Origin of the sequence: Streptomyces celluloflavus, from assembly GCA_000720995.1 — a bacterium.
GTDB classification, from domain to species: domain Bacteria; phylum Actinomycetota; class Actinomycetes; order Streptomycetales; family Streptomycetaceae; genus Streptomyces; species Streptomyces celluloflavus.
This window is the reverse complement of sequence record JOEL01000011.1, coordinates 1-26,772: the sequence shown is the minus strand read 5'-3', so window position 1 is coordinate 26,772 and position 26,772 is coordinate 1. Positions and strand designations below refer to the sequence as shown.

25 protein-coding genes and 1 pseudogene are annotated in these 26,772 nt (G+C 70.5%); 11 read left to right on the top strand and 15 right to left on the bottom strand.

The genetic code is table 11. The features are described from left to right. Nucleotides 1-11 precede the first annotated feature (11 nt). Nucleotides 12-1,469, bottom strand: a complete 1,458-nt coding sequence (locus IH09_RS11925) for a menaquinone biosynthesis decarboxylase (protein ID WP_052856154.1) — start codon at nt 1,467-1,469, stop codon at nt 12-14. An 88-nt stretch (nt 1,470-1,557) separates the two neighbouring features. Between IH09_RS11925 and IH09_RS11920 the strand changes: the two genes are divergently transcribed. Together IH09_RS11920 and IH09_RS11915 are read left to right on the top strand one after the other, a co-directional pair. Next, nucleotides 1,558-2,007, top strand: coding sequence for a PLD nuclease N-terminal domain-containing protein (locus tag IH09_RS11920; protein ID WP_052856153.1), 450 nt, complete (start codon nt 1,558-1,560; stop codon nt 2,005-2,007). Between the two features lie 76 nt (nt 2,008-2,083). Beyond that, nucleotides 2,084-2,542: a nucleoside deaminase gene (locus IH09_RS11915; RefSeq protein ID WP_052856152.1), complete on the top strand. Its 459-nt coding sequence runs from the start codon at nt 2,084-2,086 to the stop codon at nt 2,540-2,542. A gap of 65 nt (nt 2,543-2,607) precedes the next feature. Here the strand turns inward: IH09_RS11915 and IH09_RS40595 are convergent, their stop codons facing one another. Continuing rightward, nucleotides 2,608-2,943: a GNAT family N-acetyltransferase gene (locus IH09_RS40595; protein ID WP_240151123.1), complete on the bottom strand. Its 336-nt coding sequence runs from the start codon at nt 2,941-2,943 to the stop codon at nt 2,608-2,610. A gap of 226 nt (nt 2,944-3,169) precedes the next feature. Between IH09_RS40595 and IH09_RS40590 the strand changes: the two are divergent. Both IH09_RS40590 and IH09_RS11905 read left to right on the top strand, forming a co-directional pair. Continuing rightward, nucleotides 3,170-3,334: pseudogene (locus tag IH09_RS40590) on the top strand (Cmx/CmrA family chloramphenicol efflux MFS transporter); the annotation flags it as partial. Between the two features lie 72 nt (nt 3,335-3,406). Then, the gene (locus IH09_RS11905; protein WP_110952235.1) at nt 3,407-4,102 is read left to right on the top strand and encodes a DUF4291 domain-containing protein; all 696 of its coding nucleotides are present in this window, start codon (nt 3,407-3,409) and stop codon (nt 4,100-4,102) included. Here the strand turns inward: IH09_RS11905 and IH09_RS11900 are convergent. Beyond that, nucleotides 4,065-4,466 carry a hypothetical protein gene (locus IH09_RS11900; protein ID WP_052856151.1) on the bottom strand — a complete coding sequence of 134 codons (402 nt, stop codon included), beginning with the start codon at nt 4,464-4,466 and terminating at the stop codon, nt 4,065-4,067. The genes IH09_RS11905 and IH09_RS11900 overlap by 38 nt on opposite strands. A 521-nt stretch (nt 4,467-4,987) precedes the next feature. On the opposite strand from IH09_RS11900, the gene IH09_RS11895 reads away from it, so the two are divergent. Next, nucleotides 4,988-6,361, top strand: coding sequence for a hypothetical protein (locus IH09_RS11895; protein WP_052856150.1), 1,374 nt, complete (start codon nt 4,988-4,990; stop codon nt 6,359-6,361). A gap of 6 nt (nt 6,362-6,367) precedes the next feature. Here IH09_RS11895 and IH09_RS11890 read toward each other — a convergent pair whose 3' ends face one another. Then, nucleotides 6,368-7,288 carry a phosphotransferase enzyme family protein gene (locus tag IH09_RS11890; protein WP_052856149.1) on the bottom strand — a complete coding sequence of 307 codons (921 nt, stop codon included), beginning with the start codon at nt 7,286-7,288 and terminating at the stop codon, nt 6,368-6,370. Nucleotides 7,289-7,815: 527 nt separating this feature from the next. On the opposite strand from IH09_RS11890, the gene IH09_RS11885 reads away from it, so the two are divergent. Further along, a complete protein-coding gene (locus IH09_RS11885) occupies nt 7,816-9,243 on the top strand; it encodes an alkaline phosphatase family protein (protein WP_052856148.1) in 1,428 nt (475 codons plus the stop codon). 18 nt (nt 9,244-9,261) lie between these two features. Here IH09_RS11885 and IH09_RS11880 read toward each other — a convergent pair whose 3' ends face one another. The 8 genes from IH09_RS11880 to hemL form a co-directional block, all read right to left on the bottom strand. Then, complete coding sequence (locus tag IH09_RS11880) at nt 9,262-9,783, bottom strand: SRPBCC domain-containing protein (RefSeq protein WP_052856147.1); 522 nt, start codon at nt 9,781-9,783, stop codon at nt 9,262-9,264. Between the two features lie 36 nt (nt 9,784-9,819). Continuing rightward, nucleotides 9,820-10,905, bottom strand: coding sequence for a c-type cytochrome biogenesis protein CcsB (gene ccsB / locus IH09_RS11875; RefSeq protein ID WP_052856146.1), 1,086 nt, complete (start codon nt 10,903-10,905; stop codon nt 9,820-9,822). Continuing rightward, nucleotides 10,902-12,686, bottom strand: a complete 1,785-nt coding sequence (resB, locus tag IH09_RS11870) for a cytochrome c biogenesis protein ResB (RefSeq protein WP_052856145.1) — start codon at nt 12,684-12,686, stop codon at nt 10,902-10,904. The genes ccsB and resB overlap by 4 nt, the downstream gene beginning before the upstream one ends. Before the next feature lie 3 nt (nt 12,687-12,689). After that, a complete protein-coding gene (locus IH09_RS11865; protein ID WP_052856144.1) occupies nt 12,690-13,445 on the bottom strand; it encodes a cytochrome c biogenesis CcdA family protein in 756 nt (251 codons plus the stop codon). Between the two features lie 7 nt (nt 13,446-13,452). Beyond that, entirely contained in the window at nt 13,453-14,064 is a 612-nt protein-coding gene (locus tag IH09_RS11860) for a TlpA family protein disulfide reductase (protein ID WP_052856143.1), read from the bottom strand. 97 nt (nt 14,065-14,161) lie between these two features. After that, on the bottom strand, nt 14,162-15,382 hold the full coding sequence (locus IH09_RS11855; RefSeq protein WP_052856142.1) for a polysaccharide deacetylase family protein: 1,221 nt from the start codon (nt 15,380-15,382) through the stop codon (nt 14,162-14,164). A 144-nt stretch (nt 15,383-15,526) separates the two neighbouring features. Next, nucleotides 15,527-16,207, bottom strand: coding sequence for a histidine phosphatase family protein (locus IH09_RS11850; RefSeq protein WP_052856141.1), 681 nt, complete (start codon nt 16,205-16,207; stop codon nt 15,527-15,529). 143 nt (nt 16,208-16,350) lie between these two features. After that, nucleotides 16,351-17,658, bottom strand: coding sequence for a glutamate-1-semialdehyde 2,1-aminomutase (gene hemL, locus IH09_RS11845; protein ID WP_190233265.1), 1,308 nt, complete (start codon nt 17,656-17,658; stop codon nt 16,351-16,353). 337 nt (nt 17,659-17,995) lie between these two features. On the opposite strand from hemL, the gene IH09_RS11840 reads away from it, so the two are divergent. After that, the gene (locus tag IH09_RS11840; RefSeq protein WP_094791169.1) at nt 17,996-18,547 is read left to right on the top strand and encodes a hypothetical protein; all 552 of its coding nucleotides are present in this window, start codon (nt 17,996-17,998) and stop codon (nt 18,545-18,547) included. Between the two features lie 87 nt (nt 18,548-18,634). Here the strand turns inward: IH09_RS11840 and IH09_RS11835 are convergent, their stop codons facing one another. The 3 genes from IH09_RS11835 to IH09_RS11825 all read right to left on the bottom strand — a co-directional run bounded on the left by IH09_RS11835 (nt 18,635) and on the right by IH09_RS11825 (nt 21,114). Next, nucleotides 18,635-19,519 carry an SDR family NAD(P)-dependent oxidoreductase gene (locus IH09_RS11835; RefSeq protein WP_110952233.1) on the bottom strand — a complete coding sequence of 295 codons (885 nt, stop codon included), beginning with the start codon at nt 19,517-19,519 and terminating at the stop codon, nt 18,635-18,637. Next, a complete protein-coding gene (locus IH09_RS11830; RefSeq protein ID WP_052856139.1) occupies nt 19,516-20,103 on the bottom strand; it encodes a cupin domain-containing protein in 588 nt (195 codons plus the stop codon). Before IH09_RS11830 ends, IH09_RS11835 begins: the two co-directional genes overlap by 4 nt. A gap of 291 nt (nt 20,104-20,394) precedes the next feature. Then, nucleotides 20,395-21,114 (bottom strand): TetR/AcrR family transcriptional regulator, encoded by a 720-nt coding sequence (locus tag IH09_RS11825; RefSeq protein WP_110952232.1) that lies wholly within the window; start codon nt 21,112-21,114, stop codon nt 20,395-20,397. A 117-nt stretch (nt 21,115-21,231) separates the two neighbouring features. Between IH09_RS11825 and IH09_RS11820 the strand changes: the two genes are divergently transcribed. From IH09_RS11820 to IH09_RS11805, 4 genes are all read left to right on the top strand, one after another. Then, entirely contained in the window at nt 21,232-23,067 is a 1,836-nt protein-coding gene (locus tag IH09_RS11820) for an FAD-dependent monooxygenase (protein WP_110952231.1), read from the top strand. A 188-nt stretch (nt 23,068-23,255) separates the two neighbouring features. Beyond that, nucleotides 23,256-23,591 carry a YnfA family protein gene (locus IH09_RS11815; RefSeq protein ID WP_052856138.1) on the top strand — a complete coding sequence of 112 codons (336 nt, stop codon included), beginning with the start codon at nt 23,256-23,258 and terminating at the stop codon, nt 23,589-23,591. 140 nt (nt 23,592-23,731) lie between these two features. Then, nucleotides 23,732-24,481, top strand: coding sequence for an SDR family oxidoreductase (locus IH09_RS11810; protein ID WP_052856137.1), 750 nt, complete (start codon nt 23,732-23,734; stop codon nt 24,479-24,481). A 1,280-nt stretch (nt 24,482-25,761) separates the two neighbouring features. After that, nucleotides 25,762-26,487, top strand: coding sequence for a YqeB family protein (locus IH09_RS11805; RefSeq protein ID WP_446750523.1), 726 nt, complete (start codon nt 25,762-25,764; stop codon nt 26,485-26,487). The last annotated feature ends 285 nt before the right edge of the window (nt 26,488-26,772 follow it).

Sequence of the window (26,772 nt, the reverse complement as noted above, 5' to 3'; positions counted from 1 at the left end):
GAGCCTGCCGATCACAGCCCGTACTCCTTCCAGCGCTTCGTCACCCGGTCGGCGGTCCGCGGGTCGGACTCGACCATGTTCGGCCAGCCGCCGTCCCGCGTGTACCCCTCCTCGGGCCACTTCTTCGTCGCGTCGATGCCCGCCTTGCCGCCCCAGAACTGCTGGTAGGAGGCGTGGTCGAGATGGTCGACCGGCCCCTCGACGACGGTCAGGTCGCGGGCGTAGTCCGTGTTGCCCAGCGCCCGCCAGGACACCTCGTGCAGGTTGTGGACATCGCAGTCGGCGTCCACGACCACGATCAGTTTGGTCAGCGACATCATGTGGGCGCCCCAGATGGCGTGCATGACCTTCTGTGCGTGCTTGGGGTACTTCTTGTCGATCGAGACGATCGCGCAGTTGTGGAAGCCCCCGGACTCCGGCAGGTGGTAGTCCACGATGTCGGGCACGATGATCTTGAGGAGCGGCAGGAAGAACCGCTCGGTGGCCCGCCCCAGCGGGCCGTCCTCGGTCGGCGGCCGGCCCACCACGATCGACTGGAGCAGCGGCCGCTTGCGCATCGTGACGCAGTCGATGGTCAGCGCCGGGAACGGCTCCTGCGGCGTGTAGAAGCCGGTGTGGTCGCCGAACGGGCCCTCCGGCAGCATCTTTCCGGGCTCCAGCCAGCCCTCCAGCACGACCTCGGCGTTGGCCGGGACCTGGAGTGGCACGGTCTTGCAGTCCACCATCTCGATCCGCTTGCCCTGTACGAAGCCCGCGAAGAGGTACTCGTCGATATCGCCGGGCAGCGGGGCCGTGGAGGCGTACGTCACCGACGGCGGGCAGCCGAAGGCGATGGCGACCGGCAGCCGCTCACCGCGCTTGGCCGCGACCTGGTAGTGGTTGCGGCTGTCCTTGTGGATCTGCCAGTGCATGCCGATGGTGCGCTTGTCGTGACGCTGGAGGCGGTAGAGGCCGAGGTTGCGCACGCCCGACTCGGGGTGCTTGGTGTGCGTCAGCCCCAGGTTGAAGAAGGAGCCGCCGTCCTCGGGCCAGGTGAACAGCGCGGGCAGCGCGTCGAGGTCCACCTCGTCACCGGTGAGCACGACCTCCTGGGCGGGGGCGCTCTCGCCCTTCACCTTCTTCGGCGGTACGTGCGTCATGCGGGCGAGCTTGCCGAACGCCTCCCGCACCCCGACGAAGCCCTGCGGCAGCTCCGGCTTGAGCAGCCCGCCGATCTTGTCGCTGATGTCGCTGTACGCGTCGAGGCCGAGCGCCTTGAGCAGCCGGCGGTCGGTTCCGTAGACGTTCATGGCCAGCGGCATCGCCGAACCCTTGACGTTCTCGAAGAGCAGCGCCGGACCGCCGGCCTTCTGCACCCGGTCCACGATCTCGCCGATTTCCAGATACGGATCGACCTCGGCCTTGATGCGCTTGAGGTCGCCTTCCCTGTCGAGCGCGCGCAGGAACGAGCGAAGATCGTCATAAGCCATGCGTTCCAGTATCCGTTACGCACTACCCTGTACGGGTCACCGGGCCCCGCCGCGGGCCCGCCGCCGCTCGCAGGGGGCCCGTTCCGCAATGCTCAGGTATCTGCCGTTCCTTCTGGTGCTGGCACTGTGGATCTACGCGTTCATCGACTGCCTCAACACCCCCGAATCGCAGGTGCGCGGGCTGCCCAAGGTGGTCTGGGTGATCATCATCCTGCTCTTCGGCGAGGTGCTGGTCGGCCCGGTCGCCTGGCTGGCCGCGGGCAAGGTCCGCGGGCCGCGGCCGGACGGCTCGGCGCCCTTCGCGGGGCGCGGCGGGCGCCGTACGCAGTGGGTCGCGCCGGACGACAATCCCGAGTTCCTCAAGTCCCTCAAGGACGAGAGCGCGCCCGCCAAGGACGCCGCCGACGCGAAGGGCGCCGAGAGCGCCGAGGACTCCGCGCGGCTCAAGGACTGGGAGGCCGATCTGCGCCGCCGCGAGGAGGAGCTGCGCCGCAAGGAGAACGGCCCCGAGGACACCCCGCCGCCCGCCAAGGGCTGACCCGCCGGGCCCGCGGCCCCCGTCCGCACCGCCGGCCCGTTTGCCGGGCCCCGGCCGGACGAGGAGAGTGACCGGCATGAACCACGTGCAGGAGCAGGCCCGCGCGATGCTGGCGACCGCGGTCGCCGAGGCGCGGGCCGGGCTGGCCGAGGGCGGCATCCCCATCGGCGCGGCCCTCTACGGCCCCGACGGCACCCTGCTGGGCCGCGGCCGCAACCGCCGCGTCCAGGACGACGACCCGTCCGTCCACGCGGAGACCGCCGCCTTCCGCGCGGCGGGCCGCCAGCGCAGCTACCGCGGCACCACGATGGTCTCCACCCTCTCCCCCTGCTGGTACTGCAGCGGCCTGGTCCGCCAGTTCGGCATCTCCCGGCTGGTGGTCGGCGAGGCCCGCACCTTCCACGGCGGCCATGACTGGCTCGCCCGGCACGGCGTACGGATCGTGCTGCTCGACGACCCCGAGTGCGCGGCGATGATGCGCGACTTCATCGGGGCGCACCCGGCCCTGTGGAACGAGGACATCGGCGCCGAGTGAACCCGGGGGCCGCGCGGCCGGCCGAACCGGCGGGCCGCGTCGAGCGAGCGGGAGTCGCCCGGACCTCAGCCGAGTCGCTTGCGCATCTTGACCGAGGTCGTCTCGTAGCCGAGCGACTCGTAGAGGCCGCGCGCACCCGGGTTGAACCCGAAAACACTGAGGCCGAGCGTATGAGCGCCCCGCGCGCGGGCGTATTCCTCACCGAGGACCATGGCCATTCGGCCGAAGCCCCGCCCCTGCTTGTCGGCGTCGATCGCGATGTCCCAGATCCACCAGGCGCCGGGGTCATCACTCGTGTCCGGTCCGATCCAGAGGTAGCCGACGGTTTCCCCGGCGTCGTCGACCACGTCGAAGACCGCATGCCCGGGACTCGGCGTACCGGAGGGAAAAGAGCGGGCCATGCTCTCGCCGGCCTGCCGGTGGGCATCCTCGGGTGATTGCCCCGTGGCGACAAGGTCTTTGGCGTACTCGGCTCGACTGCGTTCGAGCCAGGAAGGGAGGAGTTGGGCGTCCAGGTGGCGGAGGGTCACAGACATCGGATCAGCCTTCCACACCGCGGACGTGGGAACGGCGCGGCCCCCGCCCAGCCGTTGCGACAGGCCCCCGCTGTCGCTGGGCATGGCGTCGGTGGCGGCTGCCGCCGGGGTCGTCGCGACGCTCGCGAACGCGGGGTTCCTCGCCGTGACCATGACCACCGCCGCCACGCTGCTCCCGCCCGGCAAGAAGGGGCGCGCGCTCGCGGTGCTGCTGTCGGGCATCACGGTGGCCACGATCGCCGGTGTCCCCGGGGGGATCGCTGCTCGGCACCCGGCCCGGCGGAAACCGGTCGCCCGGCGGGCCCACCGTCCGTCAGGATGCGGTGCCATGAGCACCGGACAGCGCGCCCCCGCGCGCCCCGCCCCGACCACCACGCCGCAGCCGCCACCTGCCGGAACGCCCGAACCGGCGCGCCGCGTCCGGGCACTGCACACCGCGCGAACGGTCACCGTCTACCAGGCGTACGCACCCGCGCTCGGCGACCCCGCCGCCCGGGACGGCCGCTTCCCGGCGGCCTGGAAGCGCGAGCGGATGACCTGGATCAAACCGTCCTTCCTCTGGATGATGTACCGCTGCGGCTGGGCCACCAAGCCCGACCAGGAACGCGTGCTCGCCATCGAGATCGACCGGGCCGGTTTCGACTGGGCACTGCGCCACGCCTGCCTCTCGCACCACGACCCGTCCACCCAGCCCGACCGCACCACCTGGCGACGGCAACTGAAAACCTCACCGGCCCGCGTGCAATGGGACCCCGAACGCGATCTGCACCTGCGACCGCTCCCCCACCGCTCCCTCCAACTCGGCCTGACCGGCGAGGCATCCCGCCGCTACGCCGACGAGTGGACGGTCACCATCACGGACGTGACACCCCTGGCCCACGAGATCCACCACCTGATGCGCACCGGCCGGACAACGGCGGCAGCCGCCCTCCTCCCCGACGAACGGCCCTACCCGGCACCGGAGGAGACGCCGGCGCTCAGCAAGCTCACCCCGACGCCCGCCGAGTCACTGCCGGACTGCTGACCGGCTCGCTACCGTCGCTGTCGTCGCTGTCACCGCTGTCACCGCTGTCACCGCTGTCGTCGCTGTCGTCGCTGTCGTCGTCGGCGGAATCGGACAACCGCCCGCCCCTGCTCTCGGCGACCCGCAGCGCGTCACGCAGCGCCTCGCACAGCCGATGCCCCACAAACCGGAGTTCCCCGGCACCCGCCATCTGATCACCGAGCATCTCGACCGAGTGCCGGAGCACATCCTCGGCCGTACCGAGCTGGATCTCTTCCCACTCGTCAGCGAGCCGTGACAGAAGGCTGTCGCCGTCATCGGTCACCAGATAGGACGGTTGCCCGGCCGGGCCAGGCCACGGGAGCAGTCGGGGATGCCTGCTCACAGCGTCACCGTCCTTCCGTGCGCCGCGCCTGCCGGCCCCGTGCGAGAGCCGCACTCACGCCGCCGCGCGGCCGCACACTCATGGGCGACCGCATACGGTCGGGCCAGATAGGCGTCCTCGTCCCGCATCGACCGCCAGACGTACGGGTCGGGTACCCACCGCGAACTCATCGTCGGCGCATCCGCACAGCTCACGGCGGGGTTCATTGCGGCGGCGCGATGCTGACCCCGCGCGGGCAGCAACAGACTCAGCAACCGCTCGAAAACCCTGCCGGTATGGTTCCGCATGTTGACCTGCTTTCACCAGGTTGGCCGTGCCCCGGGGTGCCTGCACAGCACCGCCGGGGCTTCCTGTCCCGACAGTCAACGACGGTCTTTGGCCATGCGGCAGCGTTCACGCAGGGGTTCATGCGCACACGGGGGTTCGGCGAGACCGTCCCGGGGGTTCACGATGAACCCCCGTACCAGGAACCGCCGTGCCAGGATGCTTACTTGACGTGACGCCAGGGGTGGCAGCAGAGCGTGAGCAAAGAGCCGAACCACCAGTTGGCCGCTGTCATGGCGGAGGCCGGAGTCTCGAACAAGGGATTGGCCAAGCGAGTCCGCGACATCGCGCAGCGCCATGGCGAATACCTGGGAACCACATATATCGCCGTTCAGCGATGGCTGAACGGCGGCGGTATCCAGCACCGAACCGCTGTATTCATGGCGGAGGTGCTGGGCGACAAGTTGGGGCGGAAGGTCAGTCCCGAAGACCTCGGTTTCCCCGGTGCGAGGCCGGTGCCCGTCAACGAGGCCGGCATAAGCTATGCCACCTCGCTGACCGAGGCGCTGAACACACTCGACAGCCTCACCCATCAGCGCCCGGAAGACGGACCCGCGGATGGTTCCCCGCTGCCTGACGGCGATGTGCACTCCGCAGCGCTTTCCTGGCTTGTCTCTCGCCCCGACGGTTTGCCCACGGACGCCCCCGCCACCCGTCGAGTCGGCATGCGTGACGTCGCCGCGATCCGGACTGCCGCCGGGTTCTTCATGCAGCTTGATTTCCAGTTCGGCGGCGGGCACGCGCACAAGGCATTCCGCCACTACTTCCGGGAAGACGTACTTCCTTTACTGGGTGCCGGCTTCAGCGCCAAGGCAGGAGAAGCACTCTTCTACGCCGCATCGGAGATGGCACAGCTTCTCGCCTGGACCGCATACGACAGCGGCAACCATGCCCTGTCCAGCCGTTACATGGTGTCGACATTGCGCCTTACGCAGGCATCCGGCGATCGCATGATGGGCGCGCGCATCCTGACCAACATGAGTCATCAGGCAAATTACCTGGGCCGAGCGACCCACGCCGTCGTGCTCGCCCGCGCATCGGTCGAGGGCGGGAGGAATCATGCGACGCCTCGTGCCATGGCCCTTTTCTCCGCCCATGAGGCACGTGCGCTGTCCACCGCTCAGGACCACAAGGGCGCTGCCCGCGCGATGGGCGAAGCGGAGAGATTCTTCGAGCGGGCCGACAGCGCTGATGACCCCGAATGGCTTTCCTACATGGACGAGGCCGAACTCTTCGGCGAGTTCTGCCACTGTTTCCGCGATCTCGGACAGGGGCCTGAAGCCGTTCGGTTCGCCGAACGTGCCGTAGCACTCACCGACCCCAAATACGCCCGCACACTGGGTTTCTGCCGCATGGTCCTCGCGCAGAGCCAGTTGCTCAACGGCGAACTCGAAGCCGCTGTGGCGACCGCAGGTCTCGCCGTCGAAGAAGGGGACGCCCTGCAGTCCGCGCGATTCCAACGCTATGTGGGCGACTTCCAGCGCGCGGTCTCCACCCACGTGAACAATCCCGCCGTCCAGCAGTTCAACGAACAGCTGCGGAACGCAGTGGCACGCCTTGACCAGGAGTAACCAGGCTCAGCCGGGGTTCCAGTCGCGCGGCGCGTTCTCGTCCCGGAGCGAGGCGATACGCCGCGCGTACTCCGCCGCTGTCTCCGGGCTTTCGGAAGCGTTCTGCATCAGCCATGTCGTCATGTTGAATTCCTGAACCGCTCGCAGCGTGGAGAACCCGGACCAGGCCCGGAGATCCCGGCCGTAGGAGCTGACGAAGTCCCCGTACTCCGCCGAGGTCTGCCATCCCAAGCTGTGGTGTTCTGTCGCCGTCACCATGAGATCCCATTCCGGAAAGTCATGGCTGAACCTTTCCAGGTCGATCAGGATCACCTGACCATTCCGATCCACCATGAGGTTCTGTACGTGGGCATCCCCATGCACAGGCCCCTTCTTGGCTGCGAACCGAAGCGCGGAGACACGGACCTGCAGCTCATGCGCGCGCTTGCGCAGGAATGCGCGGTCGTCCTCGGGTATGCCCGTGGCCGCAGCGATCCGCTGCTCCGTCCGGTCCAGGCCGGAGAAGGGAGGCAGCCTCAGCGATGCCGGCACGCCCAGTGAGTGCAGGTCCCGGAGAACAGAGCCCAGTTCCCCGTACGTCGCCTTCCGATCGCCTTCCACGATCAGGTGCCAGAACGTGACCGGGTGGCCATCGATGATCAGAGGCTGCTCCAGGTCATCGACGATCCGCGCCGCAGGAAACCCCTCGTGCCCCAGCCAGCGCGACACCTCCACCTCACCCCGTACAGCGGGCAGGTACTCGGTCGATCTTGCGATCCGCACCACCACAGGCTGCGCCGCCAGCCTGAACAGCGCGTTCTCTCCCAATCGGATCAAGCACGCATCGTCAGCGTCGAGGCCCACGCGGCGGCACGCTGCCGCCATCACCCGCGCGGCACCCTCCGGCGTGAACCTCTCCGCCACGCCCCGTGCGGCATCAGACGGCATGCCCGAACCAACTCCCCTGGAACTCGCCAACGTGGCAGCCCGGACCGCCGAGACAGCCGGCCACCAGCGGTGGACATCAAGGCGACGCTACCCAGAAGCGACGGAAAGCCTCACCCGCTCGCGGGCAATCAACCGTCCCGCCCCTACGCCAACAAACGGACGCCCGCCACCGCACACAGAGGGCACCACCGACACCCGAGAGCCGCCTCCCACCCCGCAGCAAGCAGACACCCACGCCAGTCGCACCCCGCCCCCCGTGCGCGACCCCCTCGGCGGCCAGGAGTTTCCGGTGGTCAGTCCGGTGTCCTGACAAACCGCCATGAGGGCGTAGCGGGGTGTGCGCGCGGTCCGCCACGCGCTGCGGCGTACGGCGTACGGGGCGTAGTCATGATCAGCCAACTCGCGACTGTTAACGGCCAATTGACGCTTCGTTCAGGAACCTCCCCCTGCCTGGGACACTCCGCCACCGCCAGAGTCGGACCCGCCCACCGAGGGCTCCGGCGACTCAGGGAAAGCGAGTGGCATCCATGCCCGATATGACCCGACGCAGACTTCTCGGCTCCGCGGCCGGTGCGGTCGGCGGCGCCGCCGCGCTGTCGCTGCTGCCGCCCAGCGTCCAAAAGGCCGTCGCGGCCGGCCCGCCCCGGCACGGCGGGCTGCACGACATCGAGCACGTCGTCCTGCTCATGCAGGAGAACCGCTCGTTCGACCACTACTTCGGCACCCTGAGCGGCGTCCGCGGCTTCGCCGACCCGGACGCGCTCACGCTGCCCAACGGGCGCTCCGTCTTCCACCAGCCGGACGCCGAGAACCCGGACGGCTACCTGCTGCCGTTCCGGCTCAACACGCACACCTCCAGCGCCCAGGCCATCCCGTCCACCAGCCACGCCTGGTCCGTCCAGCACGAGGCGTGGAACGGCGGCAAGATGGACCGCTGGCTGCCCGCGCACCGCAAGGCCGACGGTGTGAACGGCCCGTACGTGATGGGCTACCACACCCGTCAGGACATCCCGTTCCAGTTCGCGCTGGCCGAGTCCTTCACCCTCTGCGACAACTACTTCTGCTCCGTCTTCGGCCCGACCTGGCCCAACCGCCTCTACTGGATGACCGGCACCATCGACCCGGGCGGCACCCACGGCGGCCCGGTCCTCAACAACACCGCGCCCTCGCCGTACCGCTGGACGACCTACGCCGAGCGGCTCCAGAAGGCGGGCATCAGCTGGCAGGTGTACCAGGAGGAGGACAACTACGGCTGCAATCTGCTGGAGGAGTTCGCACAGTTCAAGAACGCGAAGCCGGGCAGCCCGCTGTACGAGCGCGGGATGCGCCGGCGGCCCGCGGGCGCCTTCGAGGACGACGCCCGCAACGACCGGCTGCCGGCCGTCTCCTGGCTGATCCCCACCAGCACCCAGTCCGAGCACCCGGACTATCTGCCGGCCGCCGGCGCCGACTTCGTCGCGCGCAAGATCGAGGCGATCGCCGCCAACCCGAAGCTCTGGCGCAAGACCGCGTTCATCCTCAACTACGACGAGAACGACGGCCTCTTCGACCATGTGCCGCCGCCCACCCCGCCGCCGGGGACGAAGGGCGAGTTCGTCAAGGGGCTGCCGATCGGCGGCGGCTTCCGCGTCCCCTGCATGATCATCTCGCCCTGGACGGTGGGCGGCTGGGCCGCGGGTGACGCCTTCGACCACACCTCGGTGCTCCAGTTCCTGGAGCACTGGACGGGTGTCGAGGAGCCCAACATCACCGACTGGCGGCGGGAGACCTTCGGCGATCTCACCTCGGCGTTCGGCTTCGGCCGGCCCGCGAACCGGCCGCCGCGGCTGCCGCGCGACACCGCCAAGAAGCTGGCCGAGGCCAAATGGGAGGTGGCGCATCTGCCCAAGCCGACGCTGCCGGGCAAGGGCCAGCAGGAGCCGCACCAGGAGAGCGGCGGGCGCAAACGGCGCTGACCGCGCCCCGCGGACCGCTCAGAGCGCGCGCTCGTACGCCCCGTACAGCGCGCGCCAGCGGTCCAGGGTCCACGTGCTCCAGTCGACCGGGCGGCCGGCCAGCGCCTCGGCCAGGAACTCGAAGTGCTGGTGCCAGCCGGCCAGCCGCCCCAGCACGGCGCTGTCCGGGACGGTCAGCTCGTTGGTGAAGAGCAGCAGGGTGCCGGTGGCGTGATCCGGGTCGGCCCGGAGCTCGAAGCGGATCCGTCCGTGCACGTCGACGGTGTACTCCGCCAGCCGGGCCGGGCCCCAGCAGGTGACCTGGCCGGACGCGACGGTGGCGGCCCCGTACTCGTCGCCGTTCAGCCAGCGCAGCGTGATCGCGCCGCCCTCGCGCTGGACGAAGGGGTCGGCGGCGGCCAGCCAGGTGCGCAGGCCGTCCGGGCCGGCGACCGCGGCCCAGACCTCCTCCACCGGCTGCGGGAAACGCAGCGTGAAGGTGAGGACGTGGCTGTCCCCGCCGGCGGAGACGACGGTGCCGTACGGGATCGGGCTCTCCATGAGGCCACGATCGCGTACGGCACCGGTGGGCGCAGCTCAGACTCCGGCGTAGGAGTGCAGTCCCGTGACGAAGATGTTCACGCCGTAGTAGTTGAAGAGGTAGCAGGCGAACGCGATCAGGCCGAGCCAGGCGGCCTTGCGGCCCTTCCAGCCGGCCGTGGCGCGGGCGTGCAGGTAGCAGGCGTAGGCGACCCAGGTGATGAAGGACCAGACCTCCTTGGGGTCCCAGCCCCAGTAGCGGCCCCAGGCGGCCTCGGCCCAGATGGCGCCCGCGATGATGGTGAACGTCCACAGCGGGAAGACGGTGGCGTTGATGCGGTACGCGAACTTGTCGAGCGAGGCGGCCGAGGGCAGCCGCTCCATGACCGAGGTGGCGAAGGCACCGGGCTGCTTGCCCGCCGGGTCGGCGCGCTTGGCCTCGTAGCGGTCGCGGAAGAGGAAGAGCAGCGTCGAGACGGCGCCCAGGTAGAGGACCGCGCCGGAGATGATCGCGCAGCTGACGTGGATCCACAGCCAGTACGAGTGCAGCGCCGGCACCAGCTGGTCACTGGCGGTGTAGAGCACGCTGACCGCGAGCCCGAGGTCGAGCAGGACCGTGGTGATCAGCGGCAGGCCCAGCCAGCGGACCTTCTTCTTGAGCACGAGCAGGACCAGGTACGCGGTGACGGCGACCGCGGCGAAGGTCGTGGAGAACTCGTACATGTTGCCCCAGGGGGCACGCTCCACGGACAGGGCGCGGGTGACGACCCCGCCGACGTGCAGCGCCCAGGCCAGGACGGTCAGCGAGACGGCGATCCGTCCGTAGAGGTCGCCCTTCTCGGTACCGCCCGCGGCGCCCGGCCCGTCGGGGACGTCGCGGCTGCCGGGGGCGGCCTTGGTGACGACCTCCGGGCGCTCCAGGACAGCCGTGCCGCCCTTGCGCTCCACCCGGGTGGCGGCCGCGGCGGGGGTCCGTACCTCGCTGGTCAGCGCGGCCGCGGTGCGTCCGACCTTGCTGCGGGAGCCGAACACCCATTCGGCCATGTAGGCGAGGAAGGCCAGGGTGTAGACGGCCATCGCCGAATAGACGAGCACATTGCTGTTGTGTGCCAGCGTCTCGTTGGCTGCGGCAGCGATATTCACGCGCGCGCTCCTTCGGAGGGATCAGCAGGATCGGCGGAGTCGGTGGGCTCCGCGGAGTCTTCGGGGCCGGGCTCCGGTGCCGCTCCGGGGTCCGGATCCGCGGCGGGCGGGGCGTCCGGCCCCAGCGCCACGGCGATATCGGCGAGTTCCTCGCCCAGACGGGGCGACTCGCTGCGGCCGAGACCGGCGATCTCGACGACGGTGACGCCGACGCCGTTCTCCTCGACCCGCTCGGCGCGCACCCACACCCGGCGGCGCTGGATGAACAGCGAGCCCGCCAGGCCGAGCAGGGCGGCGACCGCGCCGGTCAGCGCGAGACCGTTGCCGGGCTGGTGGGTGACCTTGAAGCTGGCCCAGTTCTTGATGCCCTTGAACGTGATGCTGCCGTCGCCCCCGGGCAGCGTCATCGTCTCGCCGGGCAGCATCATCTTGGCGACCTTCTTGCCGCCGTCGACGTACTGCTTGAGGTTCTTGCGCTCCAGCTTGTAGACGCTCTGCGGCAGTCCGGAGGAAACGCCCAGGTCACCGTGGTAGGCGGTGAGCGTCAGCACCGGATAGTCCAGCGCCGGGAACTGCGAGAACATCGAACCGGAGCCCTTGCCGCCGAACGTCGGCACGAAGAAGCCCTGGAAGCCGAGCTGATTGGGCTTGCCGTCCTTGGTCTGCGCGCCGGGCACCTTCACCACACCGGTCGAGGTGAGGTTCTTGGCGTCCTGCGGCAGGAACGGCACCGCGCCCTCGTAGACGACCTTGCCGCGGCCGTCCTTGACGCTGACCACCGGCGCGTAGCCGTGCGAGAGCAGGAAGACCTTGGAGCCCTCGACGTCGAGCGGCTCGTTCACGTCGATCGCGGTCTTGTGCGGTGCGCCGTCCGCGCCGGTGAAGTACGTGATGTGGGCACGGAAGGTGCGCGGGGTGGCCTTCTGCGGCCCGGTCCGCTCGTACGTCGCGTCGAACTTGTCGAGCGAGAAGCCGAACGGCTCCATCGCGCCGGTGTCGAAGAACGGGCCGGACTTGAAGTCGTCGTACTGGGTGAGGCTGTTGGCGAAGCCGCCGTCGCCCTCGGTCAGCAGCTTGCCGCCCTCGGACTTCCACAGGCTGCCGACGGCGAACGCCACCAGCATCACGATCAGCGCGATATGGAAGACGAGGTTGCCGGCCTCGCGCAGATAGCCCTTCTCGGAAGCGACCGCGGTGCCGTCCCGGTGGGCCCGGAACCGCCGCTTCTTCAGCACCCGCTGCGCCGCCGCGAGCACCGCCTCGGGCTCCGCGTCCGTCCGCCAGGTGGTGTACGCGGGCAGCCGGGTCAGCCGGCGCGGCGCGCCCGGCGGCCGGCTGCGCAGCTGCCCCACGAACTGCCAGCTGCGCGGCAGGATGCAGCCGATGAGGGAGATGAACAGCAGCAGGTAGATCGCCGAGAACCACACCGAGCTGTAGACGTGGAACATCCCCAGCTTGTCGTAGATCCCCCCGAGGGTGGGGTGCCCGGTCATGAAGTCTTCGACCTTGACGGGGTCGACGCTGGTCTGCGGGATCAGCGAGCCGGGGATCGCGCCGATCGACAGCAGGAAGAGCAGCAGCAGCGCCACCCGCATCGAGGTGAGCTGCCGCCAGAACCACCGCGCCCAGCCGACCGGCCCGAGCGAGGGGAAGGAGATCTCTTCCCCGGGGGCGGTGGAGAGCCGGGAGCCGGCCGCGCCGAGGTCCGCGCCCGGGGTGGTCTGCGCGCCGGTGCCCGGGTCCGCGCCCGGGTCGCGGGGGGTGTCGGTCTTCGTGGACATCGATCAGATCCCAACGGTGAAGCTCTGTGTCCAGCTCTGGACCTCGGACATCATGGTGTCCCAGACGCCGGTGACGAGGAGGATGCCGAGCGCGACCATCATGCCGCCGCCGGTCCGCAGCACCCACACGTAGTGCCGCTTGACCCAGCCGAACGCGCCGAGCGCCCGGCGGAAGGCCAGCGCGACGACGATGAACGGCAGGCCCAGGCCCAGGCAGTAGACGACGGTCAGCAGGGCGCCGCGCCAGGCGCTCGCCTCGTAGAGCGAGAGGGTGTTGACGGCGGTGAGGGTGGGGCCCAGGCAGGGCGTCCAGCCGACGCCGAAGAGCACCCCGATCACCGGCGCGCCGAGCAGCCCCATGGCGGGCTTCTTGTGGAAGCGCAGCTCGCGCTGGCCGAAGCGTTTGAGGACGCCCGCGAACGCCAGCCCGAGCAGGATCATCAGGACGCCCAGGATCCGCGAGATGAGGTCCTTGTGGCTCTGGAGGACGGACCCGAAGTACCCGAAGAGGGCGCCGCCGGAGACGAAGACGGCGGTGAAGCCGAGGACGAAGAGCGAGGCACCGGCCAGCATCCGGCCGCGTTTGGCGTCGGCGAGGTCGGTGCCGGTGACGCCGGTGACGTACGACATATAGCCGGGGACCAGCGGCAGGACGCAGGGGGAGAAGAAGGAGACCAGGCCGCCGAGGAGGGCGACGGGCACGGCGGCCAGCAGGGCTCCGGTCAGGATGGTCTGGTTCTGCGCGGCGGCGAGCAGCATCACGCGATCACTTCTCGGCGATCAGCGGAGTGACCATCTTGCGCAGATCGTCTTCCGTGAGCGGGCCGATCGAGCGGGCGGCGATCCTGCCCTGGCGGTCGACGGCGATGGTGGTGGGGATGGACTGCGGGTTCAGGCTGCCCTTGGGGAAGCGCAGCATCAGTTTGCCCGCCGGGTCGAAGAGACTCGGATAGGGCACCTTGTGCTCTTCCTCGAAGGTGACGGCCTGCGACTTCTCGGCGTCCCGGGTGTTGATCCCGATGAACTGGACGCCCTTGTCCTTGGTCTCGTTCGCGACCTTGGCGAAGTTCGGCGCCTCGCCGATGCACGGCCCGCACCACGATCCCCAGATGTTGAGGATGACGACCTTGCCCTTGTAGTCGGCGACGGCCAGTTTCTTGCCGGTGGTGGTCTCACCGGAGAGCTCGGGCACCGGTTTCCGCTCCGCCTTGGCGACCGTGTCGATACCGTCCTTGCCCTGGACGAACTGGGTCTGCGCGGAACCGCCGGAGGCGCCTTCCCCACAGGCGCTCAGGGTCAGCGACGCGGCCGCGGCCCCCGCGGCGAGCAGGGTGACGCGGCGGCGGTTGAGGCGGCGTGGGGCGCGGCAGGCACTCATGTGAAAAGTTTCGCATGGGCCGTTTCGTGATTTTCCGCGCCCCCCTCGCCCCGCCCCGCCCCGGACAAAGCGGCATGTCAGGGGCGGTGGGACGGCCTCAGGCAGCGGTCATGAACGACTTCCAGCCGCCCCTCGGCTGCTGCCCGACACCTACCCGCTGGAGCTTGCTGAGCACCGCGGGGTCCTGTGCGTCGAGCCAGTCGGTGAACTGGCGGAAGGACACCAGGCGGACGTCCTTGTGCTGCTCGTTCGCTATGTGCTTGAGCGCCTCGGCGACGGCGTCCATGTAGATACCGCCGTTCCACTGCTCGAAGTGGTTGCCGATGAAGAACGGCGCGCGGTTGGTCTCGTAGGCCCGCTGGAAGCCGGAGATGTACGCGTCGGTAGCCTGCTTGCGCCAGCCCGGGTAGTTGGCCGGCGGCGCCTTCGTGGTGTTCTTCGACTGGTTGGCGAGGATGTTGTAGTCCATCGACAGGACCTCGAACCGGTGACCGGGGAACGGGATCTGCTGGAGCGGGAAGTCCCAGACACCCATCTTCTTCCTGGGCCACATCTGGAGGCCGCCGGGCGAGCTGGCGTCGTAGCGCCAGCCGAGCCGCTTGGCCGTCGGCAGCAGGTTCTCCTGGCCCAGCAGGCAGGGGGTACGGCCGCCGGTCAGCTCCTTCTGGTAGTCGAAGGGCAGCGGCTCCATGTCGGTGAAGCCGGTGTTCGTACGCCACTTGGTGACGAAGTCCATCGCCTGGTCGATCTCGGACTGCCACTGCTGCGGCGTCCAGTGCTTGACCGTGCCGGCGCCCGAGCAGAAGTGGCCGTTGAAGTGCGTGCCGACCTCATGGCCGTCCAGCCATGCCGCGCGGACGTTCTTCAGCGTCTCCTTGATGTGGTCATCGGTGAGATAGCCGATGTCGGAGGCGCCGGGCCGGTTGTTCGGCGGGCGGTAGAGGTGCTTCTTCGACTCGGGCAGGAGGTACAGCCCGGAGAGGAAGAAGGTCATGGCCGCGCCGTGGTCCTTGGCGAGCTTGAGGAACCGGGGGAAGAGGCCGTTGCCGACCTCTCCCGCGCCGTCCCAGGAGAAGACCACGAACTGCGGCGGGGTCTGGCCGGGCTCCAGCCGCTGGGGCTTGTCCGGCTGGTTGGGCTGCGCTCCGGAGTCGGCGGTCGAGCCGTCGCCGATGAGTTTCGACCGGGCCTTGACCGAGTCCTTCACCCGCTGCTTGTCCGCCTCGGTGTCGGAGCCGGTGGAGCAGCCCGCGACACCCAGCGCCGCGGCCGCCCCCACTCCCATCCCCAGCAGGCTCCGCCGACTGATCGCGCGCATGACCCTCGCCCTCCGTGCTCACCAAGCTCAATATCCATATAAACGGACAACCGAGAAGAGGGCATGTCGGGGGCGGAGGTTCCGGATTATTCGCTCAAATCTCTTATTCTTCTCACTATTGACATAGCGCCAACTGATGGGCGATCAGGCCCCGAACGCCTTGGCCTTCCCCTTGACCGGCTTGGCGCCCGCCAGCAGATGAGACGGCACAAGATCACGTGCCGGTTCCGTATAACCGACCGAGATGATCCTGTCGCCGTGGAAAGTGAACGACGTCAGCGAGGCGAGCGTGCACTGCCGCTTGCGCGGGTCGTGCCAGAGCCGGCGCCGCTCGGCGAAGCTGCGCACGATCCAGATCGGCAGCTGATGGCTGACCGCCACCGCCTCGTGCCCGCGCGCCGCGTCCCGCGCCGCACCGAGCGCCGCCATCATCCGCACGACCTGCTCGATGTACGGCTCGCCCCAGGAGGGCCGGAACGGATTCGTCAGGTACTTCCAGTTGGCGGGCTTCTTCAGCGCACCGTCGCCCACCCCGAAGGTCTTCCCCTCGAAGACGTTGGCCGCCTCGATCAGCCGCTCGTCGGTGGACAGCGCCAGTCCGTGCGCACCCGCGATCGGCGTCGCCGTCTCCTGGGCACGCTCCAGCGGCGAGGCGACGACATGCGTGATGTCCCGCTCCGCGAGATGCTCCGCGACCCGGTCGGCCATCTTCCGGCCCAGGTCGGAGAGGTGATACCCGGGCCGGCGCCCGTAGAGGACACCGTCGGGATTGTGCACCTCGCCGTGCCGCATCAGATGCACCACGGTGATGTCTTCGCTGCTCATGTCACCCATTCATTCAGTCGTCTTGGGTCTGTCGCCGGGCTGCCGGCCGCGGGGCCGCCGGTTCGCGGGGCCGGCGGCCGGAGCGCCGGGCCGTGGCACGGTCCGCCCCGGCCGGTCGCCCCGGCGTGTCGGCCCGCGTCCCGTCAGGCGGTCGCCGCGGCGGCGGCCCGCGCCGCGGCCGGCAGCGCGGCGGCGATCCGCTCGATCGCCGCGGCGTCGTGCGCGGTCGAGACGAACCACGACTCGAAGGCGGACGGCGGGAGATAGACGCCCTGCGCCAGCATCGAGTGGAAGAAGGCGGTGAAACGGAACGACTCCTGCGCCTTTGCCGCGTCGTAGTCGGTCACCTCGGCGTCCGTGAAGAAGACCGAGAACATGTTGCCCGCGACCTGCACCCGGTGCGCGACGCCCGCCTCCGTCAGCGCCGCGGCGACCAGCCCCCGCACCTCCGCCGAGACCGCGTCGACCGTCTCGTACGCGGCGTCGTCCAGCAGCCGCAGCTGCGCGACGCCCGCGGCGGTGGCGATCGGGTTCCCCGACAGGGTGCCCGCCTGGTAGACCGGGCCGGCCGGCGCGAGATGCGCCATGACGTCGGCGCGGCCGCCGAACGCCGCCGCCGGGAAGCCGCCGCCCATGACCTTCCCGAAGGTCATCAGGTCGGGGCGGACGCCGTCGATCCCGTACCAGCCGGCCTTGCTGACCCGGAAGCCCGTCATGACCTCGTCGGAGATGTACAGCGCGCCGTTCGCCGCGCAGACGTCCTTGAGCCCCTGGTTGAAGCCGGGCAGCGGCGGCACCACGCCCATGTTGCCCGGCGACGCCTCGGTGATCACACAGGCGATCTCGCCCGGGTGCGCGGCGAACGCGGCCCGCACCGCCTCGATGTCGTTGTACGGCAGCACGATCGTGTCGCCGGCCTGCGCACCGGTCACGCCCGGGGTGTCCGGCAGCCCGAAGGTCGCCACACCGGAGCCCGCCGCGGCCAGCAGCGCGTCCACATGCCCGTGGTAGCAGCCCGCGAACTTGATCACCTTCGCCCGGCCGGTGAACCCGCGCGCCAGCCGGATCGCCGACATCGTCGCCTCGGTACCGCTGGAGACCAGCCGCACCTGCTCGACCGGCGCGATCCGCGCCACGATCTCCTCGGCCAGCTCGACCTCGCCCACACCGGGCGTACCGAAGGACGTACCGTGGCCGACCGCCTCTTGGACCGCCGCGAGCACCGCGGGGTGCGAGTGGCCGAGAATCATCGGCCCCCACGAGCACACGAGGTCGACATACTCGCGGCCGTCGGCGTCGGTGAGGTACGGCCCCCTACCGGACACCATGAACCGGGGCGTACCGCCCACGGCACGGAACGCCCGCACCGGGGAGTTCACGCCACCGGGCGTCACCACGGACGCGCGGTCGAAGAGCGACTGGGAAACAGGGGCTTCATACGGAAAAGGCACTGTGATCCTGACCTGCGTAGACGGAGGGAGGGCGGCGGCACATGGACACAACCCGGCTGACAACGACGCTGAAACGAGCGGGAATCTCCCGGCGGGACCATCCGGGGGCACCGCTTGGTCCCATCTCGGTCCCTTTTTGATTCCTGTCGCTCTCGACCGGGCCTCAGCCCCTGCGCGTCTGCAAAACTGGGGCGGCGTACGAATAAGTCACGTAACCAATGGTCTCAGAGGCGCACGGGAGCGTGCGGCCGGGCGTTTCACCCGCCGGTGACGGGGGAGGTCTCTGGGACGATGATCAGGTTGCGCGGCGGTGGCTGCGAGTGGTTCGGGTGGAGATATGCATCGCGGTGGCGAACTCGGCGAGGGGACCGATGACCTGGGTCCCGAGCGCGCCCAGCGCGGCCGTCACCGGCGCGAGGACATCGACGGCGGGGAACGCAGGGGCGGCCGCATGGGGGTGACGTACAAGTACTTCGGCGCGATGAACGGCGCCACGGCGGCCCGGGTGCCGATCTCGATGCGCCCCGAGGAGCTCGGCGGCGACGAACTCGGCATGGGCGGCATGTTCACGAAGATCAAGCCGGAGACGATGGCCGCCATGGTCCTCACCGGCATAGAGGGCATACCGCTCCATAAGGTTCCCCCGCTCGAACTGGTCGTCCTGCACCCCGACTACGCCGTCGTCAAACTGCCCATGACGGTGGTCGACCCGCTGCGCGGCGTCGGCGAGGAATCGGTCGGCGCGGCCGCCTTCATCTGGTCCACCGTCCCGGACCGCGGCGGCCCCCGCGACGCCTTCGCCGTCTACCAGCTGCTGCACGCCTGGCAGGACTTCAGCCACCGGCTGCACGACGCGGGACATCAGGCGTACTGCCTGGTGTGGCCCTGACCACAGCCTCCCCCGCCACGGCCCCGCCCGGCGCGACGGCACCGCCGGGCAGCGCCGTGGCGGCCGCGCTCTCCGGGCGCACGCCGTTCACCACGTCGGCCGGGCCGAGACCCCGCCGTCGACGACGAGGTCCTGCCCGGTGATCCACGAGGCCATCGGCGAGGCGAGAAAGACACAGGCGTCGCCGATGTCCTCGGGCCGCCCCAACCGCCCGGTGGGCGACGCCGCCCGCCAGCGGCGCACCCCCTCCGGCCACGCCTCCTCCAGACCGGGGCGCGCGATCAGCCCCGGCGAGACGCTGTTGACCCGGATGCCGTACGCCCCGTACTCCAGGGCCGCCGACCGCGCGTGCATCACCACCGCCGCCTTCGCCGCGCAGTAGTGGGCGTGGTGCGGCGCCGGGTGGGCCGCCTCGATGGAGGCGATATGGGTGACCGACCCGCCGCCGCCCTCCCGCATCACCACCGCCGCGGCCTGGGTGCAGGCGAAGACGCTGTGCACATCGGGGTCCGCCACGGCCCGCCAGTCGGCGAGCGACATCGCCGCCAGTTCCTGGGTCGGCTGCACACCCGCGTTGTTCACCAGCGCCGTCAGCCGGCCCCGCCAGCCGGCCGCCTCGCGCACCAGCCGGTGGCACTCCGCCTCGACGGCCAGATCGGCGCCCAGCGCCAGCGCGCTGCCCCCGCCCTCCTGGATCTCCGCGACGAGCGCCCACGCGGCGTCCGCCCGGGTGTGGAAGTGCGCGACGACGGCGGCCCCGGCGGCGGCGAACCGCAGCGCGATCCCCCGCCCGATACCGCCGCTCGCCCCCGTGACGAGGACCACCTGACCGGTGAGGTCCGGGAGCTGGGGGCCGGGGCGGTGGGAGTGGTCGGCGGGGTCGGAGCGGTCCGGGTGGCCTGTGGTGCCGGGGCTTGCGGGGCTTGCGGGGCTTGCGGGGCTTGCGGGGTGATCGTCGCGGTTGTCGGTCATGGGTGTGCCAGCGCGGTGATCCGCGCCGCCTCCTGGGGAAAGCGCGCGGCCAGTTCGGCGCCGTCCCCGTGCTCGTAGTCCTCGAAGGTGAAGCCGGGCGCCATCGTGCAGCCCAGGAGCGCCCAGGAGCCGCCCTCGGCGACCTCGGCGCCCATCCAGGTACCGGCCGGCACCGTGAACTGGACGTGCTGGCCGCCCAGAATGTCCGGCCCGAGGGTGACGGTACGGGCCGTGCCGCCGGGGCCGTGGCCGTTGCCCGCGCCGCTCAGGTCGTCACGCACGCCTTCCCCCTTCTCCCTCCCGTCTCCCTCTCCCCCGCCCTCGGTCAGCAGGAGGAGGGTGAGCGGATCGCCGCGGTAGAAGTGCCAGATCTCATCGGTTGGCAGCCGGTGCAGGGCGGAGCCGCCACCGCGCCCGGCGGTCAGCAGCAGGACGATCGCCGACCCCTCGGGGCGCCCGTCGGGGCGCTCGGGACCGGCCCAGGTACGCCGGTACAGCCCGCCCTCACGGGGCAGCGGCACCAGTCCGTAGAAGTCGATCAGCGCCTCGGGAAGCCGCTCGGGTGTTCTGGGGTGCTCGTCCATCCGCGGGCCGCCTCCGCCTCGTCCACCGTCTCCTCGGGCACCGGCCTCCGCCGTCGCCCCGGCCGTATTGCACCCTAGGCACGAACGGGTGGCGGCGCGGGCAGGATCGGGCCATGTCCGATGCCCCGACCGGCGACTCGTCCGGCACACCGTCCGACATGCCGTCCGATGCTCCGGGTGGGAACGCGTCCCCCGCGCCGGACCGGGGGTCGCCCGGACGACGCTGACACCGGAGGCCCGGCGGGTCTTCGCCGGGCATGTGGCGCGGGTGGCGGCGCGGGTGCCGCCGTCTCAGGGGCGTTCGGCCGTGAGGTAGCGCTGGACCGTAGGTGCCAGCCAGGCGACCAGTTCGTCCCGGCTGAGGCCGACGGCCGGCGGGATGTGCAGGATGTAGCGGCAGAGCGCCATGCCCATGATCTGCGCGGAGATCAGCACGGCGCGGGTCGGCGCCTCCTCGGGCACCGGGCAGACGGCGGCCAGAACCGGGCTCAACTGGTCGGCGAACACCCCGCGCATACGCTCCGCGCCCGCCTCGTTGGTGACGCCGACGCGCACCACGCCGGTCAGCACATCGTCGGACTCCCAGCGCTCCAGGAAGTGGCGTACGAGCCGGGCGCCCCATTCGTCGTGCGGTACGCCCGTGAGGTCGGGGAGGCGCAGATCGATCTCGGAGGCGGCCGCGAAGAGGCCCTCCTTGTTGCCGTAGTAGCGCATCACCATCGACGGGTCGATGTCCGCGTCCCGGGCGATGGCGCGGATGGTGGCGCGCTCGTAGCCGTCGGCGGCGAAGCGGTCCCGGGCGGCCGCCAGGATCGCGGCCCGGGTCGCGTCGGAGCGGCGCGGGCGCGCGACAGCCTCGGCCGCGGCCACGTCGCGGGCGGACACGCCACGGGCGGCCGCCTCGCGGGCGGCTGCGGGGGAGCCGGCGTCAGTGGCGGAGCCCGCGTCGGCGGCGGCGGGGGTGTCAGCGCTGGAGGTGTCAGCGGTGGCGGGAGGAGCGTGTTCGGCCATGTCAACAACTGTAGGCCAACGAGTGTTGACACGCCAGGATCGGCAGATCTACGCTTGCCAACAAGCGTTGACCAACACATGTTGGCATCAAGCGTTATGTTGGCACTGGAGGCAGCCATGGAGGCCCTGCACCACAAGACCAGCACCACCACCCCGGCGACGGAGGTCATCGTCGTCGGCGCCGGCCCGACCGGTCTGCTGCTCGCCGGCGACCTCGCGGCGGCCGGCCTCGGCGTCACTCTCCTGGAGCGCCGCCCCGACACCACCAGCAATCTCAGCCGCGCCCTGGTCGTGCACGCCCGCTCCCTGGAGCAGCTGGACGCCCGCGGCCTGGCCGACGAGCTCATCGCGGGCGGCCATCCGCTCGGCCGTTTGCAGCTCTTCGGGGGCTTCCGGCTCGATCTGACCGGGCTCCGGTCCCGCTTCCCATTCGTGCTGGTCACCCCGCAGTTCAAGGTGGAGCGGCTGCTGGAGCGGCGGGCCCGGCAGGCCGGGGTCGTCTTCCGGTGCGGCACCAAGGTGCTCGGCCTCGACCAGGACGCCGACGGCGTGACGGTCCGCGTCCAGGACGCCGACGGCACCCGCACCCTCCGTGCCGGGTACGTCGTGGGGACCGACGGCGTGCGCAGCACCGTCCGCGAGTCCCTCGGCCTGCCCTTCCCGGGCCAGACCATCATCCGCTCCATGATCCTCGCCGATGTCCGGCTGGCCCAGGAGCCGCCCTTCCCCTTCACCGTCAGCTTCGGCAGGGACGCCCTCCTCCTGATCGGCTCGTTCGGCGACGGCTGGTACCGCGTCATGGGCTGGAACCGGCGCCGCCAGGAACCCACCGATGCCCCCGCCGGTCTCGACGAGCTCCGCGAATGCGCCCGCCTCGCCCTCAGCAGCGACTACGGCATGCACGACGCCCGCTGGATCTCCCGCTTCCACAGCGACGAACGCCAGGTCCCCGAGTACCGCGTGGGGCGCGTCTTCCTCGCCGGGGACGCCGCCCATGTGCACTCCCCCGCCGGCGGCCAGGGCATGAACACCGGCCTCCAGGACGCCGCCAACCTCAGCTGGAAACTGGCCGCGGTCCTGCGCGGCCGGGCCCCCGACAGCCTGCTGGACAGCTACCAGTCCGAGCGCCACCCGGTGGGCAAGATGGTGCTGCGCACCAGCGGCGCCCTCACCCGGTTCGGCCTACTGCACGCCCGGCCGCAGCGTGTTCTCGGCGCCGTGGCCCTCCGACTCGTCAGCCACGTGGGACCGCTGGCCCAACGGGCGCTCCGTATGGTCTCCGGCATCGGCATCGCCTACTCCGCCGCCCCCGGCGCCCACCCCCTCACCGGCCGCCGCGCTCCCGACCTCCGCCTGGCCGACGGCAGCCGCCTCTACGAACTCCTGCGCCGCGGCGCCTTCGTCCTCATCACCCCCGCCGACGAACCCGCGCCCCAACAGCCCACGGACGACCGCGTCATCCGCGCCTCCTGGGACAGCGGCCGACGCACCGCACTGCTCGTACGGCCCGACGGCTATATCGCCTGGGCCACCGACTCGACCACCCCGGCCGAACGCGCCGCCGCACTGCGCACCGCCCTCACCCACTGGACCGGCACCGCGGACGAGACCCGTACCGCGGACGCCGACAACCCGCCCACCGGACCCACCGCGACCGGCGCCACGGCCGCTGACGCCACGGCCACCCGCCCTCCAGCCGCTGACACCACCACGACCACCGGAAACGCGGGCGCCGACGCGACGGTCAGCGGTGCCGAGCCCGCTGACGCCACGGCTACCGGGGCCGGGTCCGAGGCCAGGGCCAGCACCGGAGCCAGGGCCGGGTCCGGGGCCAGGGCCGGTGCAGACTCCGGGTCCGGTGCAGACTCCGGGTCCGAAAGTCCCGTCCTCGCGGGCTCGCCCGGCGCTCCCCCCTCGCGGGAACGTGCGGCGGATATACCTGCGGATCGGTGAGACGGCGGCGCCGGTGGCCGATGAACACCGGTTCCGCCCCTTCCGCCGCCCGCATACCGTGCGCACCGCACCGCCCGTCCGCACAGCGCCGATCGCCCGACATCCGATGGCCGACGCCCCGTCCTCCACCTCCCGTCTCCCGACTCCCTCTGCGCCAGCTCCCCCTGCCCCTGCCTACGCTGTCCCGCATGCTGATCGCCCGTTCCGTCGTCCTCTTCGTTGTCGCCGCCCTCTTCGAGATCGGCGGCGCCTGGCTGGTCTGGCAGGGGGTCCGCGAACACAAGGGCTGGGTCTGGATCGGCGCCGGCGTGCTCGCCCTGGGCGTGTACGGCTTCGTCGCCACCCTCCAGCCGGACGCCGAATTCGGCCGCATCCTCGCCGCGTACGGCGGAGTCTTCGTCGCCGGATCACTGGCCTGGGGAATGGTCGCGGACGGCTACCGCCCCGACCGCTGGGACGTCATCGGCGCGCTCATCTGCCTGGCCGGTATGGCAGTGATCATGTACGCGCCGCGAGGCCGCTGACCACGCCTGCATATCCTGGCCGCGCACCACCGCGGCGCAGGCCCGCGGCATACCGCCATACGCACCGCTACGCGCCCACACGCCGCACGCCTATACACACATCACACCCCCACATCCGCCACAGGCCCGAGGAGAGCGCCATGACCGCCGATGCCCGTACCGCCGTCGTCACCGGAGCCAGCAGCGGCATCGGCGCCGCGACCGCGCGGCAGCTGGCCTCGGCCGGCTACCGCGTCGTGCTGACCGCCCGCCGCAAGGAGCGCATCGAGGCGCTGGCCGCCGAGTTGCCGCACGCGGAGGCATACGCGCTCGATGTCACCGACCGCGCCGCCGTGAATGCCTTCGCGGCCTCCCTCGACCATTGCGACGTCCTGGTCAACAACGCCGGCGGCGCGCTCGGCGCGGAGTCGGTCGCGACCGGTGACCCCGCCGACTGGCGCGCGATGTACGAGGTCAATGTCCTCGGCGTGCTCCACATCACCCAGGCACTGCTGCCCGCGCTGACCGCCTCCGGCGACGGCACCGTCGTCGTCCTGTCGTCCACCGCGGGCCTGGCCACCTACGAGGGCGGCGGCGGTTATGTCGCCGCCAAGCACGGCGCGCATGTCATCGCCGAAACGCTCCGCCTGGAGCTGTGCGGACAGCCCGTACGCGTCATAGAGATCGCCCCCGGCATGGTCAAGACCGAGGAGTTCGCCACCACCCGTTTCCGCGGCGACACGGCCAAGGCCGCCAAGGTCTACGAGGGCGTCGCCGAGCCCCTGAACGCGGACGATGTCGCCGACACGATCGCCTGGGCCGTGAGCCGCCCCTCGCATGTCAACATCGACCTCCTGGTGGTCCGCCCGCGCGCCCAGGCGTCCAACTCCAAGGTCCACCGCACCTCCTGAGGACCCACGGTGCTTCCCCCGAGGGCGGCACCGCACCCCGACCCGCGTTTCGCGAACCCCGGAGAGCCGGACACACTTCGCTTTCGACGCCGGTGCACGGGTGGGCCGCTTCCGCCGAACGCAGAAGGTAAATCGCGCAGCGCCGTCTCGCCCCGGGCGAGGCGGCGCTGTCGGCGTCTCGTCGGCCCGGCCCGGCCCGGCCCCCGCATGCTCCGCCCCGGTCTCATATGCCCTGGCCCAGCCAGTCGCCGGATGCGCCGTTGACGCCCGGCCCGTCCCAGGACAGAGCCGCGCAAACCGGCCTCGGCCCGACCGGTCCGTACGACCTCGTTCCGGCTGAACCGTACGACCTCGTCCCACCGGTCGGGCGGACGAGGACCCAGCTCGGCGGCCGCGCACCCACCGCCCGCAATCGTCACCCGCTTCTCCCCGAGGTGGCGCTCCTTGAAGTCGCACTCCTTGAGGTCGTACGCGTTCCGGCGGGCGATCCGCCCACCTGGGCCGACCAGCAGCCGCACCACCTCCACGCAGCGCAGCGGACCACCGCCTCCACCAGCGCCCGCACGCCTCCCCCTCCCAACCAACCTATCGAAATGACAACTATCGCATTAGATTTGATCGTGTTACCGTTGCACCATGTTGGAGATTTCGACCCGGGTGCCGGTGCAGGCGGTGGTCCGCGCGGAGAGAGAACAGCGGGCCGCGGCGAACCGCACACGGCGGCGGGCCTGCCTCGGATGACCGGTCAGCAGGTCCGGCCGACCGGCCGCCAGGCGCAACCCGCCCGTCCGACCGCTCCGCCGACGTCGTCGAAGCGGTCACGGCCGCTCAGCACGGCGCCGTAGCGCCACCCGCAGCGAGCGACAGGGGAAGACGTCGACGCCCAGCACCTTCGGCACGGTGCGCGATCCACGGCGGGCCCGGTACGGCCGTCACCAGCCACGGCAGCTCGCCCGGCCGGCCGGATCGAGCGGCACCACAGGCGACGACCACCGTCGCCACATCGCGGCGGGACACGCGGAGTACGCCGCGTACCGGGAGGACAGGCCCGGCACCTGCCCGGTCACAGCACGGCGCTGCGCCACGCCACGCCGACGACGGCATCCGCCTCCCGATTACCGCGCAGACCACCACCCATACCGCGCCCGCCAACCAATGACGCCACGACCACACATCGCGCAATTCATTTACTCGATTCATCGACCCCATTGATCTCTTGATTTCTTGATCTCTTGATCTCTTGATCTCTTGATCTCTTACGAAGGAAAGGGCGGGTTAAGTTGCCCGGCACGGGAAAATCATCATCGCGGAAGTATGCGGCGACCGTAATTTGCCATACCTGGTCGGACCGCATACTGGTGGCGATCGGATTTCCGGCCCTGGGAGCGCTGGCCGGCTGGCTCTTGAAGCTGCTGGTCAACTGGGCAGCTTCATGGCCCTGGAAGCCGTGGGAGGGCCCGATGAAGCTCATCAACAACGCCCCTGAGCCGGCGGTGACGATCGGAAGCCTGGTGGTGGGCGCCTTGGCCGGGGTCGTGATCGTATTCCTGGCCGAGCACGAGTATGTGACCGTCACCATCGAGGACGATCAGGTCACCTTGGCTCGCGGTGACTCCAGCCAGACGGTGCCCCGGTCCGCGATCCGTGCGGTGTTCGTCGACAGCAAGCGCTTGGTGCTGCTCGGCGGAAAGGGCCAGGAACTGGCCGTGGAGAGCAAGAACGAGGGCGCGGACCTGCCCTCGGCAAAATCGATCGCGGCCGGCTTCCAGGCACACGGATATCCGTGGCTGCCGAACGGCGATCCGTACAAGAACGAATACCGGCGGTGGGTGGAGGACATGCCCGGCCTTCCCTCCGGCAGCAACGCGATCTTCAAGGCGCGGGCCACGGCGCTGGAGAAGGGCGACGAGAAGAGCATCGCGGAGCTTCGTGCGGAGCTGGGCAAGCTCGGCGTGGTCGTACGCGATACGGACAAGAGGCAGTGGTGGCGCTGCGTCCAGGTGTAGGGCGCGGAGGTCGGACGACACGGACGACGCCTTAACTTGTCGGGGCTCCGAGGGCGAACGACAGACTGAACGGCGCCCCACCGCGCAGAACGGCCCGCCGCCCGCCGATTGCCTCCCGCACCGCTGGAAAAAACCACCGCTCGGCTTACACAAAGCCATAGCACATAAAGGCATAAACTCGCATGAGGTGAGTCGGCGGCGGGAATCTCACCCGCCGCCGCTCTCAGAACCGTGCGGGAACCTCTCGGCTCACACGGCTCCCATCGCCCAGCCATCAGGTTTGAG

Bases quoted from the DNA above. Each gene is read 5' to 3' on its own strand.
- IH09_RS11925 (WP_052856154.1), bottom strand. From the start codon at position 1,469: ATGGCTTATGACGATCTTCGCTCGTTCCTGCGCGCGCTCGACAGGGAA.
- IH09_RS11920 (WP_052856153.1), top strand. From the start codon at position 1,558: ATGCTCAGGTATCTGCCGTTCCTTCTGGTGCTGGCACTGTGGATCTAC.
- IH09_RS11915 (WP_052856152.1), top strand. From the start codon at position 2,084: ATGAACCACGTGCAGGAGCAGGCCCGCGCGATGCTGGCGACCGCGGTC.
- IH09_RS40595 (WP_240151123.1), bottom strand. From the start codon at position 2,943: ATGGCCCGCTCTTTTCCCTCCGGTACGCCGAGTCCCGGGCATGCGGTC.
- IH09_RS11905 (WP_110952235.1), top strand. From the start codon at position 3,407: ATGAGCACCGGACAGCGCGCCCCCGCGCGCCCCGCCCCGACCACCACG.
- IH09_RS11890 (WP_052856149.1), bottom strand. From the start codon at position 7,288: ATGCCGTCTGATGCCGCACGGGGCGTGGCGGAGAGGTTCACGCCGGAG.
- IH09_RS11885 (WP_052856148.1), top strand. From the start codon at position 7,816: ATGCCCGATATGACCCGACGCAGACTTCTCGGCTCCGCGGCCGGTGCG.
- IH09_RS11880 (WP_052856147.1), bottom strand. From the start codon at position 9,783: ATGGAGAGCCCGATCCCGTACGGCACCGTCGTCTCCGCCGGCGGGGAC.
- resB (WP_052856145.1), bottom strand. From the start codon at position 12,686: ATGTCCACGAAGACCGACACCCCCCGCGACCCGGGCGCGGACCCGGGC.
- IH09_RS11865 (WP_052856144.1), bottom strand. From the start codon at position 13,445: ATGCTGCTCGCCGCCGCGCAGAACCAGACCATCCTGACCGGAGCCCTG.
- IH09_RS11860 (WP_052856143.1), bottom strand. From the start codon at position 14,064: ATGAGTGCCTGCCGCGCCCCACGCCGCCTCAACCGCCGCCGCGTCACC.
- IH09_RS11855 (WP_052856142.1), bottom strand. From the start codon at position 15,382: ATGCGCGCGATCAGTCGGCGGAGCCTGCTGGGGATGGGAGTGGGGGCG.
- IH09_RS11850 (WP_052856141.1), bottom strand. From the start codon at position 16,207: ATGAGCAGCGAAGACATCACCGTGGTGCATCTGATGCGGCACGGCGAG.
- IH09_RS11840 (WP_094791169.1), top strand. From the start codon at position 17,996: ATGCATCGCGGTGGCGAACTCGGCGAGGGGACCGATGACCTGGGTCCC.
- IH09_RS11835 (WP_110952233.1), bottom strand. From the start codon at position 19,519: ATGACCGACAACCGCGACGATCACCCCGCAAGCCCCGCAAGCCCCGCA.
- IH09_RS11830 (WP_052856139.1), bottom strand. From the start codon at position 20,103: ATGGACGAGCACCCCAGAACACCCGAGCGGCTTCCCGAGGCGCTGATC.
- IH09_RS11825 (WP_110952232.1), bottom strand. From the start codon at position 21,114: ATGGCCGAACACGCTCCTCCCGCCACCGCTGACACCTCCAGCGCTGAC.
- IH09_RS11820 (WP_110952231.1), top strand. From the start codon at position 21,232: ATGGAGGCCCTGCACCACAAGACCAGCACCACCACCCCGGCGACGGAG.
- IH09_RS11815 (WP_052856138.1), top strand. From the start codon at position 23,256: ATGCTGATCGCCCGTTCCGTCGTCCTCTTCGTTGTCGCCGCCCTCTTC.
- IH09_RS11810 (WP_052856137.1), top strand. From the start codon at position 23,732: ATGACCGCCGATGCCCGTACCGCCGTCGTCACCGGAGCCAGCAGCGGC.